This window comes from Vibrio sp. R12-SG2-ISO1, assembly GCF_059834045.1.
This window is the reverse complement of record NZ_JCBDGO010000021.1, coordinates 228,107-242,663: the sequence shown is the minus strand read 5'-3', so window position 1 is coordinate 242,663 and position 14,557 is coordinate 228,107. Positions and strand designations below refer to the sequence as shown.

At 49.9% G+C, this 14,557-nt stretch carries 12 protein-coding genes; 9 read left to right on the top strand and 3 right to left on the bottom strand.

Going from position 1 to position 14,557, the window contains the following annotated elements; genetic code table 11:
* The first annotated feature begins 57 nt into the window (after positions 1-57).
* The 7 genes from AC6R10_RS15940 to AC6R10_RS15910 all read left to right on the top strand — a co-directional run bounded on the left by AC6R10_RS15940 (position 58) and on the right by AC6R10_RS15910 (position 7,603).
* On the top strand, positions 58-1,038 hold the full coding sequence (locus AC6R10_RS15940) for an AAA family ATPase (RefSeq protein ID WP_500672846.1): 981 nt from the start codon (positions 58-60) through the stop codon (positions 1,036-1,038).
* Positions 1,039-1,051: 13 nt separating this feature from the next.
* A complete protein-coding gene (locus AC6R10_RS15935; RefSeq protein WP_500672845.1) occupies positions 1,052-2,017 on the top strand; it encodes a DUF58 domain-containing protein in 966 nt (321 codons plus the stop codon).
* On the top strand, positions 2,014-2,502 hold the full coding sequence (locus AC6R10_RS15930) for a DUF4381 domain-containing protein (protein ID WP_500672844.1): 489 nt from the start codon (positions 2,014-2,016) through the stop codon (positions 2,500-2,502). Before AC6R10_RS15935 ends, AC6R10_RS15930 begins: the two co-directional genes overlap by 4 nt.
* On the top strand, positions 2,499-3,572 hold the full coding sequence (locus tag AC6R10_RS15925) for a vWA domain-containing protein (protein ID WP_500672843.1): 1,074 nt from the start codon (positions 2,499-2,501) through the stop codon (positions 3,570-3,572). The genes AC6R10_RS15930 and AC6R10_RS15925 overlap by 4 nt, the downstream gene beginning before the upstream one ends.
* Positions 3,562-5,271, top strand: coding sequence for a VWA domain-containing protein (locus AC6R10_RS15920; RefSeq protein ID WP_500672842.1), 1,710 nt, complete (start codon positions 3,562-3,564; stop codon positions 5,269-5,271). The genes AC6R10_RS15925 and AC6R10_RS15920 overlap by 11 nt, the downstream gene beginning before the upstream one ends.
* Positions 5,268-6,581, top strand: a complete 1,314-nt coding sequence (locus tag AC6R10_RS15915) for a BatD family protein (protein ID WP_500672841.1) — start codon at positions 5,268-5,270, stop codon at positions 6,579-6,581. The genes AC6R10_RS15920 and AC6R10_RS15915 overlap by 4 nt, the downstream gene beginning before the upstream one ends.
* A gap of 119 nt (positions 6,582-6,700) precedes the next feature.
* On the top strand, positions 6,701-7,603 hold the full coding sequence (locus AC6R10_RS15910; protein WP_500672840.1) for a LysR family transcriptional regulator: 903 nt from the start codon (positions 6,701-6,703) through the stop codon (positions 7,601-7,603).
* A gap of 62 nt (positions 7,604-7,665) precedes the next feature.
* Here the strand turns inward: AC6R10_RS15910 and AC6R10_RS15905 are convergent, their stop codons facing one another.
* Both AC6R10_RS15905 and AC6R10_RS15900 read right to left on the bottom strand, forming a co-directional pair.
* Complete coding sequence (locus AC6R10_RS15905) at positions 7,666-9,354, bottom strand: alkaline phosphatase family protein (RefSeq protein ID WP_500672839.1); 1,689 nt, start codon at positions 9,352-9,354, stop codon at positions 7,666-7,668.
* A gap of 21 nt (positions 9,355-9,375) precedes the next feature.
* On the bottom strand, positions 9,376-10,149 hold the full coding sequence (locus AC6R10_RS15900; RefSeq protein ID WP_500628245.1) for a formylglycine-generating enzyme family protein: 774 nt from the start codon (positions 10,147-10,149) through the stop codon (positions 9,376-9,378).
* A 131-nt stretch (positions 10,150-10,280) separates the two neighbouring features.
* Here AC6R10_RS15900 and AC6R10_RS15895 point away from each other — a divergent pair, with 131 nt between their 5' ends.
* Together AC6R10_RS15895 and AC6R10_RS15890 are read left to right on the top strand one after the other, a co-directional pair.
* Positions 10,281-11,600: an anaerobic sulfatase maturase gene (locus AC6R10_RS15895; protein WP_500672838.1), complete on the top strand. Its 1,320-nt coding sequence runs from the start codon at positions 10,281-10,283 to the stop codon at positions 11,598-11,600.
* A 4-nt stretch (positions 11,601-11,604) separates the two neighbouring features.
* On the top strand, positions 11,605-12,642 hold the full coding sequence (locus AC6R10_RS15890; RefSeq protein WP_500672837.1) for a tetratricopeptide repeat protein: 1,038 nt from the start codon (positions 11,605-11,607) through the stop codon (positions 12,640-12,642).
* Positions 12,643-12,708: 66 nt separating this feature from the next.
* Here the strand turns inward: AC6R10_RS15890 and AC6R10_RS15885 are convergent, their stop codons facing one another.
* On the bottom strand, positions 12,709-14,469 hold the full coding sequence (locus AC6R10_RS15885; RefSeq protein WP_500672836.1) for a methyl-accepting chemotaxis protein: 1,761 nt from the start codon (positions 14,467-14,469) through the stop codon (positions 12,709-12,711).
* Positions 14,470-14,557: the final 88 nt, after the last annotated feature.

Genomic DNA, 14,557 nt, shown 5'->3' with positions numbered 1-14,557 from the left:
CTCATTGGAGACGAGCGAGTAGCAGCAACATTGCGGTTAAATAGAGTGGAGCACAATATGAATCAAGCACAGCAGGCCATTGCCGCCCTGATTGAACAAACAGAGAAGAGTGTCATCGGGCAAAGCCACGTCGTACGCGCATTGGTGATTGGTTTATTGACCAATGGTCACATCTTGTTAGAAGGCTTACCGGGTACGGCGAAAACACGCTCGGTCAAATCGCTGGCGAACCTTCTCAATACACGCTTTGGTCGCATCCAGTTTACGCCCGACCTGTTGCCTTCAGATGTAACGGGCACTGAGGTGTATCAAGAAATTGATGGTCATCACCAGCTTCACTTTCAACCGGGTCCGATTTTCAATTCGATTGTTTTGGCTGATGAAGTGAACCGCGCGCCAGCAAAAGTGCAGGCGGCGTTGCTTGAGGCAATGGCCGAGGGCACGATTACGGTCGGCGATAAAACGCACATCCTACCTGAGCTTTTTATGGTACTCGCGACACAAAATCCCGTCGAGCAAGAGGGTACGTATCCGCTGCCCGAAGCACAAATGGACCGCTTTATTATGAAAGTGACGGTTGATTATCCAGAAGACCAAGCGGAGCGAGACATTATCCGCCTTGTACGCAGCGAGGAGTTGGGGGCGGCCAATCGTGCGACCCCAGATGTAAATACAATTGAAGTCGAGCATGTGTTGGATGCGCGCAAACAACTGCCATCCATTAGCGTCAGCGAGATGGTAGAAAATTATATCGTGGCACTGGTGATGGCAACGCGTAAACCCGAGCGCTACGGTGAATCAAACCTCGCCCAGTGGATCGAGGTGGGCGCGAGCCCACGTGCGTCAATTGCGCTTGATAAGTGCGCGCGTGCGAGTGCTTGGCTCGAAGGACGTGACCACGTCACGCCAGATGACGTGCGCAGCGTTGCACCTGCGGTGCTCGGTCACCGTTTCACCTTGACTTATGACGCGTTAGCTGACGGCGTTGATCATCAACGTGTGGTCAATGAGCTGCTTGATTGTGTGGCGATTGGATAAGTAAGGGGCAGTGATGGCTAAGCCGACATTAGCACCGAAATCACAAGGGCTCGACTCAAGGCTCTATAGTGACTACGCCACGTTAGTGCGCCTGCAAGCTCAAGCACAATCCTTCACGCTGCTGCCGCATTTGAAATCGGCCAGCGTATTGGCGGGGCGCAACACGTCGCTGTTTCGTGGCCGTGGGCTCAATTTTGAAGAGCTGCGCCACTATCAGTTAGGTGATGACATTCGCAACTTGGATTGGAAAGTGACCCTGCGCACCGGCAAGCCTCATGTGCGCAGCTATACCGAAGAGAAAGATCGCAACGTGATGATCTGCGTTGACCAACGCAGTGCGATGTATTTCTCTTCTGTGCAGGTGATGAAATCTGTGGTGGCCGCGGAAGTGGCTGCCTTGTGTGCTTGGCGCGTCCTTAAAGATGGCGATCGGGTCGGTTTTTCCCTCGCCTCGAACCAGTCTATTGTGCACAGCAAATCTCAGCGCAGCCAAAATCAACTGCTTGGTCAGCTCAAACAGTTGGTTAAGGTCAACCAAGCGCTCAATGTGGACAGTACCGATACTGCGTCCGTGAGTTTTTCCCATTGGATGGAGCAACTGCAACGCATGCGCTTAAAACAGACCACTATTATCATGATCAGTGATTGGCACGATTGCCAAGATCATGATGTTGATCGTCTTAAGCAGCTCCAACAACACAATGATGTGCTGGCGGTGATGGTCAGTGATCCCCTAGAGCAATCACTCCCGTCCCTATTGGCGACCATGAATTGGGTGGTCGGCGATGGCGAATACCAGTTAAATCTCGATAGTCGCAGTAAGCTGTCTCAAGCGAATGTAGAGTTAGAGCAACGGATGAAGAATCAGCGTCAATCGCTCAGTCGTTTGATGGCGTCGAAGACCTTGCCGTACATTGAATTGGCCACCGACGGTGAACACATTGCGCAGTTTCAGCGCCGTGTAGGAGGGCGAGGATGAGTATGACACATACGCCACCAAGCACCTACATTTTGCGTGATTTGCACGACGTCGCCGTGCCCGCGAGCATCAGCTGGTGGCCACAAACCTTAGGTTGGAAACTCGTCGCGCTGTTTATCCTGCTCGCTGCGCTGTATGGCGGCTACCGCTATGCGCGCTTTTGGTGGCGCAATCGCTACCGCCAAGAAGCGCTGAACGCCATTGCAAGGCTTGAACTGAACGACCCCAAGTTTGCTGCGCAGCTCTTTCACATCATTAAAGTGGTGCTGGTCTATCTAGATAGCCGCAACAGTCCGTTATTTGGCGCCCCCTTTACGGATAAGCTCAATGCCATTTGCTTGGATTCGCCGTTTGACGCCTCGCTTGCTGAGCGTTGGATGAATCATTTAGTTAATCCCGCTGCGCCACTTAGCGATCACGACAAACAAGCGCTGATTGCGCAATCGAAACAGTGGCTGAGTCGTCATCAGGAGCGCGCACGATGAATAGTTGGCAAAGTCTTTTATCCATTAGTGGCTTTGAGTTCTCTTATCCCGCTTGGTTTGTGGTGTTGCCGCTGCCACTGCTTATCTATTGGTGGGCACCGGCTTATCGCACCAAGCAGATGGCGACCAAAGTGCCGTTTTTTACCCTTTTGGTTGAATCGATGGGCGAGGCGCCAAGTCAAGGGGCAAGCCAGCTTAAACCGACTTGGTGGCAGCGTGCGACGTTGCTGCTCTCATGGGTGTTGGTGGTGATGGCACTCGCTAAACCGACGGTGTTGGGCGAACCACAAGTGAGAGAAAGTATCGGCCGTGATGTGATGGTGGTGGTTGATTTATCTGGGTCGATGGCAGAAACCGACTTTACCAGTGCCTCAGGTCAAAAAGTCTCCCGTCTTGATGCCGCAAAAGAAGTGCTGTCAGAGTTCGCGCAATCGCGCCAAGGGGACCGACTAGGCTTGATTCTGTTTGGTGACGCCGCGTTTGTGCAAACGCCGTTTACCGTTGACCATGACGTGTGGCTTGAACTCTTATCGCAAACCGATGTGGCGATGGCTGGGCAGAGCACCCACCTTGGCGATGCGATCGGTTTGGCGATCAAAGTGTTTGAACAAAGTGACAGCAACACGCAAACAGGTGACGAGGCTCGCGCACGCGAAAAAGTGGCGATCGTCCTCACCGACGGGAACGACACTGGCAGCTTTGTTGAACCCATCGATGCGGCAAAAGTCGCCAAAGCAAAAGGGGTTCGTATCCACGTTATTGCGATGGGCGATCCGCAAACGGTGGGTGAAACTGCGCTGGATATGGAGGTGATCGAACGGATCGCCAGTGAATCCGGTGGACGTGCGTTTGAAGCGCTTGACAGGGCGGCGCTTAGTGATGCCTATCAGATCATTTCAGACATCGAACCCGAACTGTTTGAAAGCCTAACTTATAGGCCGAAACAGAGCATTCATCATCAGCTCATCGCCGTAGTTGTGGTGATCTATTTACTTGCGTTTGCGCTGGCGACAAGCAAGCGCATTCATCGGGCGCGCCGCTCACAGTCAGGAGGTCAAGGTGTTCGATAGCCAGCTGTGGGTACAGTTTTTTACCCAGTTTCATTTTATTCGTCCTTTCTGGTTGTTGGCACTGGTTCCAATGTTGCTTTTGCTTTGGCTGCGTTGGCGTGAAGAGAGTCAACCGAGTTGGCAGGAAGTCTTACCAGCGCACCTTAGAAAGGCGCTAACCATTGGTGATGCTGGGTGGCGCAAGCAGCTACCCCTCAAACTGTTGGTGATGATCGTCACTTTGGCGATAGTGGTGTGCGCAGGCCCTTCATGGCAGCGCGAGGCGTCGCCTTTTGGCGAAGATCGAGCAGCGATGCTGGTTGTACTCGATAGCAGTGATACCATGTTGGAAACCGATGTTGCGCCAAGTCGACTGGAACGTGCGAAACATAAAATTCGTGACTTGTTAGCCCTACGAAGTGGTGGCAGCACCGGACTGCTCGTGTTTGCGGGTAGTGGTCACACTGCTATGCCCTTGACACAAGATGTCGCGGTATTTGCGCCATTTTTAGCCGCGATCGAACCAAGCATCATGCCCGAATCGGGTAAGAACGCCGATACCGCCTTGGCGCTTATCGACGATCAGCTCAATCAGCAACCGGGCTCAACAGTGCTATTGGTCAGTGATGGTGTCACGCCGAGTGCCATTAATGCCTATCAACGCTTTTTGGCTGAGCGTCCTTATCAGCTCGTCATTCTGGCGGCGGGCAATGAGCAAGTGGCGAGCACCAGTCAGGCAAAATCCTCCCTCGACCTTCAGTCACTCAATCAGTTGGCGGATGCTGTCGGCGGAAGAGTGGTTGAAATGAGCATTGATGAGAGCGACGTCGAGCAGATCAACCGTTACGTTGAGCGTAATATGCAAATGAACGGCGATTCGGCGATGCCTTGGCAAGATATGGGGTATTGGCTTTTGATTCCCGTAATGTTGCTGATGTTGTTGTGGTTTAGAAAAGGCTGGCTGGTCCAGTGGTGTTTGGCCCTAACATTGCTTGGCTCGGTAGGCTTGCCATCGCCAGTGTTAGCACAAACTGTTTCGACACATGCCGAATCACCCGTAAACGTTGAAGTACCGACGATGCTTGATGAGGCGGCGCAGTGGTGGTGGGATCTCTGGTTAACCCCTGATCAGCAAGGTCAGCGCTGGTTTAACCGCGGCGACTATTTACGCGCAGCCAAACATTATCAAAGCCCGTTGCATAAAGGCGTGGCCTATTACTACGCCGCTGAGTACAAGCTCGCCCATACGGCGTTTCTTTCGATGCAAAATGATCAGCGTGATGAATCGCACTATCTTGGTTTGTACAACGCTGCCAGTGCATTGGCGCGTCAACGGGAATATTTAGCCGCGCGCAACTTGCTCAATAGTTTGCTTGATGACGAGAATCTGCCCGAAGCGCTAAGAAAAGATGTGCTCAATAACCGCAATGTGTTGGCTGGGATCGTTGAAGAGATTAACCGCTTAAGCGAGAGCCAGACCAGTGTGTCGGATGGGTTGGAAGACTCGTATGAGTTGTCTGATAACCCTCAAACCGCCGATGGCGCCGAAGAGAATACCGTTGAAGAGCTGCTCAACAAAGAGAGTTTAAACGCCCGCGAGATTTTAGGCAGTGATGAGCTTGCGGATAAGTGGCTAAAACGGGTGGAAGCGGACCCCAAACGTTTCTTACGCACGAAATTTTATCTTCAGCAGCAATCGGTGCAGGGAGAGTCTCAATGAAATCCATCATGGTTTGGCTAACGTGCGCCTGTTTCACCGCTTTAATGTCGACAAGCGCGCATGCCCAGACGTTTGGCGGTAAACAGCGCAGCGCGCAAGTCGAAATCCGAGCTTGGCTAGGGGACGAACAAGCGCCAAGCGCAACGCCCCAGTTTACCGTGAATGAGCAGATCGTCATGACGATTGATGTCAGTACGCCGCGTTGGTTTACGGCAGGGACGCGCATTCAAAACGTGGAGTTGGCAAATGTGATCGCGATGCAGCGTAACCCAAGAGCCACCAACTACACGGAGCGTCGCAATGGTGAAACTTGGTCACATCAACGTTGGGAGATCACGCTCTATCCTCAAACATCGGGTGATTATGTCGTACCACCGTTGGCTTTGGGTATCACTGTCTCGGCGGAAGATGGCAAGCCGTTGTCGGGGACGCTGCAAACGCCACCGTTACCTTTTCAGGTTATATTGCCTTCTGGTCTGATAGATACACAGAAGAGCTGGTTTAGCGCCAGTGAGGTTGAGGCTTCCCAACAGTGGCAACGCTCCAATGAGACGCTTCATGTCGGGGATAGCATCACGAGAACGGTAAGTATCACGGCCAATGATAGCCTCTCCGTCTTGCTACCCGAACTTCTCGATGGGTCGCGATCGGATTTTTACCAAGCCTACTCACAACCCAGTGCCCTCGACGATACGCAGCAGCGAGGCAACTATCGTTCAGAGCGTAAAGAAGAGGTGGTGTATGTCTTGCAGCGAGGCGGAACCTTTACCTTGCCCGATATCGAATTCCAGTGGTGGAACAGTGAGACGAAGCAACTTGAGCAGATGACGATTGAGGGGCAGAGTTTTGTGATTAAACATACGCTCAGCTCTTGGCTTAAAGCCTACGCGCCTTGGTTGATTGCGCTGCTTGTTGTCTTGTTGAGCGTTACTGTGTTTGCTCAGCTAACGCTGCGTTACTATCGTACGCACCCAACACCCACTTGGCTCGTGTTTAGACGCACGCTGAAAGCAAAAGAGTGGGGCGCCGCTAGAGCATTAATTTATCGCGAACACCGCGCACGAACGGGCCGACGTACGCTGCTTGCTACGAGTTCGTATGCTGACGCTAAACCGCTTTCTGACGCGAAACAGGACGACGAGTGGCAGACGCACAGTCGCGCTTTGCAAGCGGGGAGCGAAGCGGTCAATGTCTATCAAGCGTTATGGCGCCTTATCCGTCAAAGCACAGGCCGTTTTAGTGCGAGATTCAATCGCGTCGCCTTGCCTAAAGCACTCCCTGATCTTGCTAAGAAAAAGCGTGACTCTTGATGGAAACATGCTTTTTGTCGGCAATTTTCGCCATATAGGCAGCATTTTGTGTGTTTTCATTTCGATACCGAGTGGCATTTTCGTTACAATAACGCCTTTCCTGCCCAGCCTGTATCGATATGAAAACCACAGAACTTAATCTTATCCCCATTTTTGTTGCGATCTTCGAAGAACAGAATTTATCCCGAGCGGCCACACGTTTGGATATCAGCCAACCTGCGGTGAGTAAAGCGTTGGCGCGTTTGCGAGATATTTACGACGAGCCTTTGTTCCATCGCAGTACCAGTGGGGTGGAGCCAACCAGTTTTGCCATTGATATCTATCCTGCGATGTCGGCCGCGCTAAAAAACTACACCTCAACGCTTTCAGCGTCGCGTGAATTTGACCCGAAAATCACCAATCGTACCTTTTCAATTGCCTCTGTTTCTGTCCCGAGTTACCAGTTGTTGCCCCTGCTGCTTAAGCAGATCAGACAGCATGCGCCAAACATAGCACTCGAGATTCACCCTCTCTTTACCGAAGACTACGAAAGTGATTTGCGTCTGCAACGCTATGATTTAATTATTGATATTGAGCCTAGAGACCGCACGAAACTCAAGTATGAGCGACTTTACAGTGAAGAGATGATCGTGGTTTGTGCGAAGGATCACCCGCGCATTGGCGATACCATTTCGCTCGAAGGATTTTTGGAGGAGGAGCACGTTGTGGTCTCGCGCTGGCAAAGCCGCACTAGTTTGCTCGGCGAGCACATTACCGAGTTAGCAAAGCGCAAGGTGGCGTACCGCGCGTCAGGCGCTTTTGAAATGCTGCCTGTCATCAGTGGCGGTGAGTACATTGGTATCTGGCCGTGTCGTGCGTTAAAAAGCTTTACTGAGCAGTATCAGTTGAAGGCGATCCCATTACCTTTTAGTAACGCTGAGCAGAAACTCAGTATGATCTGGCACCCGAGCCGCACTCAAGAAAGCGGACACGAATGGCTAAGATCGCAGTTGAAACAGGCGGTGAAGGCGTTAGGGTATTAGTGCTTTATGCCAAATTTAAAAGGGCTTCAATCGAAGCCCTTTACCTTAGAGTTCGTGAACGATTATTTCTTCACTTCCGTTAGCACATGCCCGGTGGCGCCACTCGGTAGGGTGATGCCTAAGTAGTTAGATAGCGTTGGTGCGATGTCGTAAGGCGTCACGTCGCGGTTGACGACTTGAGCCGGTACCTGATGGCCAGCAAAGATCACCGGAACGTGCGTGTCGTAACGCCAAGGTGAACCGTGGGTTGATGCGATGGTGAGGCCATCCATGTCGTTGATGTAAGTACGCGGTGCGAACACCAAGTACACATCACCAGAGCGATCTGGGTGGTAGTTGTTTTTCACCATATCAAAGACACGCGTATTGGGTAGGCGGTTCGCTGCTACGTCACTTGATGTGACCGCATAAGCAACGCCTTCCACTTTGCGAACTTCTTCAGCAATAGCGGCTTGTACGTCCGCCAGTGCGATTTTCTTCTTCGCAATCACGTCGTGATCAAGATAGATGTAAGGCTGCGCGTAAAGGCGTACGGCTTCTTTACCTAAACCGAACTCACTCTTTAATCTTGCTAACACGTTGTCATTAATGATGTTATTGACATCAAAGTAGCTCGCTTGACGAAAACCAAGTTGGCTAGCGTTTGGTGACACTTCAGGCACACCGTGGTCAGCTGAAAGGACGATCAGAGTATTCTCAAGACCAATGTGCTCATCGACGGTTTTAAATAGTTTTGCCAGAGTGCGATCTAAACGAATCAGGTTATCTTCGGTTTCTAGGCTGTCAGGTCCGTAGAGGTGAACCACGTAGTCGTTCGAAGAAAAACTCACCGCGAGATAATCGGTAAACCCACTTTGACCAAGGCGCTCTTGACGCAGCAGGGTCTGGGCAAAATCGCCCGTAATTTCATCACCTGCTGGACTCACTGTTAGCATGGTAGAGAAATATTTAAAGCTTGACGGCCCGTATGGGTGAGGGAAGGTGCGAGCGAATCCTGCCAAATCGAGTTTGTTCTCTTGGCTGATTTCGTCCAGCGTGTATTGATCACGCTCTAGGCTGAGCTCCCAGCGTTGGCCACTATACTGGTTTGGGATTTGTTTTTCGTTCCAGCGTGACACCCAGTTTGGGTATTGATCGTAGTAGTAGTCACTGGTGACAAATTCAGACTGAGATTTAGAGAACCAAAATGCTTTCCCGGTGTGACCTGCTAAAGAAATCGCACCACGGTCTTTAATCGAGACAGAAAAAACTTTTGCTTGCCCGTTTGATGCTACAGTCAGTTCATCACTGAAAGAGCTCGCGAGGATAGGCGCGGGAGATCGACCGTCCTGCAGCGCAGTTTTCTGTGTGGGATCTATTTCAGTGGATTTATCGACGCCAGCACCAGCAGAGAGCATGGAGTAGTTCGCGTCTTCGACGTTGTACACCAGTCGTTCTAATTGTCGATCATACCAAACATTACCTACCATACCGTGAACAGAAGGCGGTGCACCGGTCGCGAGTGACACGTGCCCCACAATCGTCTCCGTGTTGCCATGTTGGTAATGGGCGTTGGTATAATGTGTACCTTGATCCATTAGGTAGCGGAAGCCACCCTCACCAAAGTTCTGTTTGTAGCGCTCTAAGAGGTCACCACGTAAACCATCAACGGTGACTTGTAACACCAACTTTGGCTTAGCCTCTTCGGCCAATACCGTAAACGGTGCAGAAATCAAAAGTGCACTGGCGGCACCAAGCCATACTGTTTTCATACCATTCCTTTTATCGTAGGGTTAATCTTTCGCCAATCTCAAACCCATGTCAGACATAATGATGGTTTGACTAGCGAAGTCGCGGCGGAAGTTTTCTGACTCGTTTGCGCTGTAGGCGAAACTGCCACCACGGACGGATTTATGTGCAAGACCGAGATCACTGTGTTGAGCGTTGTTAGGGTTATCGGTTGGACCAAATCGATAAAAGGTATCGTCGAAGGCATCAATAACAAATTCACCGACATTACCTGTCATATCGTATAAGCCAAGCTCGTTCGGTTGCTTTAGACCTACTGGATGGGCACGGTTGTTAGAGTTTGCATCGTACCAAGCCACATCATCAATATTATTAGAACCGGCGTAGGTATAACCTTGACTGTGGATACCGCCTTGAGCGGCAAACTCCCATTCAGCCTCGGTCGGTAAGCGATAGTTCTCTCCCGTCATTTCGTTGAGCTGTTCCACAAAGTACGTGGCTTGCTGCCAACTTAAGTTGTTTACTGGTACCTGAGGGTCTTTGAAAAAACTTAATGATGAGCCCATCACTGACTCAAATAGCTCTTGAGTTACCTCAAATTTAGATAAGTAAAAACCATCAACCTTCACGCTTCTTGCGGGGCGCTCTGCTTTGGTTGTTGTTTCTGAGTCACTCCCCATGACAAACTCACCGCCCTCAACCCAGACCATATCTTGATTTATTTTTTCAGCGAGTGGATGTGCAGGTTTACTCGCACAACCGGCAAGAGTAAACACAAATAGAGGTATAGAAAGAAGGGATAGACTCGTTTTCATCATCTGTTCTCTGGTAATGTGAGTGTATTGATAATAGCACTTTACACCATAAGCTTTGGTTATAACCCCTATAACATGAACTCACGGAATAGCCGCAGTACACTAACGGTACACAAAAAGATGAAAGGTGATGTATGCAAATTACTCAAGGTCCTCAGTTTCAAGGTAAGGCGTCTAAGCGCATGCATGTGATGGCGAAACCCATCGGTGCAGCTTGCAATATTGATTGCCAATACTGTTACTACCTCAGCAAACAGGACTTGCTTGAGTATAAAAAAGGCTGCTCGCCGCGAATGTCTGATGAGACGTTAGAGCACTACATCAAAACTTACATTGAAGGACAAAATACCCCAGAAATCATCTTTTCTTGGCAGGGTGGTGAGCCGACGATGCTCGGACTTGACTACTTTGAAAAAATCGTTGAGCTACAGAATAAATACAAGCCAGATGGCATTGTTATTTCTAACGATTTGCAAACCAACGGTACCTTGTTAAACGACGAGTGGTGTGCGTTCCTTGCCAAAAACAACTTCCTGATTGGCCTAAGTATTGATGGCCCAGAGATGCTACACAATGCGTACCGCACCAACCGAGCGGGCCGTGGCACATTCAAGCAAGTGATGGCGGCGGTTAACCTGCTGCACAAACACAAGGTGAATTTTGCTACCTTGACCTGCGTGAATAATCTCACCAGCCAAAACCCACTTGAGGTCTACCGCTTCCTACGTGATGAAGTGCGTTCACCGCAAATCCAATTCATTCCGATTGTGGAACAAAAAACGTTTCGCACCACGGCGCCGCAAACTTGGCCCGCTGAAGATCAACCAAAACAGGGTGATAAACGTCTGATACCGGGCCACAAAGATTCGGTGATGGAGCCTTGGTGTGTGTCGGATATGGCATGGGGTAACTTTTTGATTGCAGTATTCGATGAGTGGGTCAAGCACGACATTGGTAAAGTGTTCGTCCAATATTTTGAAGCGAGTATCGAAACTTGGATGGGGCGTAAGAACCCACTGTGTACACTGGGTGAGTTGTGTGGCAAAGGCCTCGCAATGGAGCCTAACGGCGATCTTTACACCTGCGACCATTATGTCTATCCAGAGTATAAAATTGGTAATATACATCATCAAAAACTCGATGATGTTGCTTACAGCGCCGAACAACAAAAATTTGGTTTCGCTAAATCGCGTACGTTGACGACACAGTGCCAGCAATGTGATTACCAGTTTGCTTGCTACGGTGAATGTCCCAAAAATCGCTTTATTCGAACCGCACAAGGTGAACCTGGCTTGAATTATTTGTGTGCAGGTTGGAAAAAGTTCTTCTCACATGTCGATCGCAGTATCGCGTACATCTTGCGTGCAACACGTCATCCTGTCGCTCATGGTCAGTATAGTGACTCCGTTGTTCGCGAAATGATGCAACAACGCAATGAACTGAATAAGGGGTAATACTATGACTCGTCCATTTTCAACTATCGCATTGCTTGTTGCAGCGCTGAGCGTTTCCACTGTGGTTGCTGCGCCTAATCAAACGAATGCAGTGGCACCGAGCCCACTCATGCCACAGGTGGAAACCCAAGCTATCAATCCGGTTCAATTGGCCTACAATGCTCAAGACACGCGTTTGGACGATGAAGAAAGAGCAATGGCATTGATGGCGCTTGCGAGTTACCCGAGTGAGAACGCACTAGTTGCCGTTGCTCGTGGCTTAAAAGATGAGAGCGCTGTGATTCGTCATGGTGCGATTGTCGGCTCTCAGGTATACCCGATTGAGCATCGCTGGCGAATGGTTTCTCCTTTGCTTACCGATGCCGAGCAGATAGTTCGCGTACGAGCGAGTGCGAACCTGGTTCAAGACTTCAATGCGTTAAGTCAATCGCAGAGAGAGCAACTGTCTGAATCGCTCAAAGAGCTTGAGACAAGTCTCGCTGAACAAAATGATCCAGAGTCTTTATTGTTGCTGGCAAACGTGTACCGTTGGACAGAGCGATGGACTCTCGCTGAACCTATCTATGTAAATTTGGTAGAGAATGATCGATACTCGACAGAGCTTTGGCTCGCTTATGCAGATAACTATCGTGCACAGCAACTGAATGATAAGGCTATCGCGATCTTGGATCAGGCACTGGAACTGAATCCCGAAGCCGCCGCGTTGTACTATTCGAAGTCGTTAGCCTTGGTTCGCACAGATGAGAGAAAGCAGGCAGCGAAAGAAATGGACATCGCCGCAAACCTTGCGAAAGATAATAGTTACTACTGGTACCTAAATGGTGTGTTACAAGAGTCGTTGGATATTGAAAAATCGACTCAGTCTTTTGAGACTGCTTACCTTATATCAGGTGCTCCAGAACAGTTATATGCTCTTTGTGATATTTATATCCGTTACGATCATGATAAATCCGAGCCATGTATGGATGAGCTAAGTCAAGTCGCCCCAAGCTATGTCATTGATGAACTCAGAAGTAAGCAAAATGCCAACGTCGCTCAATAGAGCGAAATAAAAAGGCGCGCCCAATCGTTGAGCGCGCCTTTTTGCCTCATGCCTCTAATAGGTACGTTACTTGGTTTTGAACTCTGCCACCGCCTTGTCCATCTCAATCGCTTGAGCCGAAACATTATCGACTTCGAGCAAACAGAGTTTGGCCGACTCCATATTACCCTCGGAAATTGAGTTGAGCTCGGTGATGGATTCACTGACTTGATTCATCACAATTCCTTGCTCTTCAATCGCCGAGGCGATGCGCTCCGAGTTGGCTTGGATGTTGTCCATATCGGAGATGATTTGCTCCAAACTCGCATCCAATGTTTCCGATGCTTTCAAGGTCTCAGCGCCTTGCTCGTTACACTTATCGATATTGGTGACCACTTCGGACATTTGTGACTGAATCGCGCTCACCACTTTGGTGATGTCTTCGGTTGATTGATGCGTTCGGCTTGCCAATGCGCGTACTTCATCGGCCACCACGGCAAATCCGCGTCCTTGCTCACCGGCACGCGCAGCCTCTATCGCGGCGTTCAGCGCAAGTAGGTTGGTCTGTTCAGCAATACCTTGAATGATGTTGACCGCATCGCCAATCTTGTCGACGTGATGGTTGAGCGATTGGATAGAGGTCTGGCTCTCGCCTAGAATGCTCGACAGCTGATCAATATTACGCACCGTGGATTCCACCACCTCACGACCTTTATGTGCATTGATCGACGCTTGATGAACGCCCTCCACCGCCACTGAGGTACTTTCTGAAATCTCATTGATGGTCGACACCATCTCTTGAACCGATGTGGCCATTGTGGAGGTGTGATCCGCTTGCACATTAAACTGAACAATGACATTTTCCAGTTCTTGATGCATGTTACCGGTCGTGGATGATAGATGCGCCGATTTCTCTTGAGTTCCTGAAATCAGCCCTTCAAGTTTATCGAGGAGACGGTTGAAGTATTGACTGATGGCGACCAACTCATCTTTACCTTTGAGATTGGCACGCAGTGCGACATTATTAGTCCGCGCGATCTCCTGAATCAGAGAGAGCAAGGTGGACACTTGGGTGTTGATCGAACGAGCGATTTGCCAGATGAAGCCAATGATCACCAAAGAGACGATCACGGTAGCAGTTAATTTGAGGGTCGCTAAGCGAGATTGGGTTTGCGCCGAGTTTTCACTGAGCGCTGAAGAGAAGCTTTTGAATTGCTCCTCGACCGTGTGGGACAGGCCACGTGTTTGCCCCAGTAGCCCCTCATTGTATTTTAGGCCGACCTTTTCGTGTTGAACGACCAGCGCTTGCGCTGCATTGAGCAGTGATGATGCATTCGGCGGTAGCAAGGAGGAGTCGAATTCGCCTTCTAGCACTTTCTCATTAAAATCGGCGAGCTGAACCAACTGGTCACTGTCGAGTGATGGGCGAATGGCGTCTATCGCTTGGTTGTAGCGACCAAGCAGTTGATCTTCATCATTGAGACCATAGGCTTGAAAAGCGGACACCAAGCTAGCAAAGCCTTTTTGATAGGCGAGGATGTCGGTACGTAATTGCTTAGAAGACGGCAGTTCATGAGCCTTTAAGAGAGTCGATAGCGTTGCCTCTTTGGCTAAAAACTTATCAATATTGTCATTGAACGAAGTGAGATATTTGGCGTCTTTTCTGAGCAGGAAATCTTTCTCGTTACGACGCAGATTGAGCAAGCGGACTTCAAGCTGAGCGACGAGTAGATTCGCTTGATTGAGTTCATTGGTCACTTTGGCAAATTGGGTGGTGGAGAGCAACAACACGCCGATACCGACGATGGCGACTGCCCCTAGAGAATAGAGCTTACTCTTTATGTTCATAATTGCGTCCTAAAAAAGGTGTAACTCATTATTGTTGTTATAGTAATGTGCATACTCTCAAGCTAGTTCACTAGTGAGATGTTTGTCA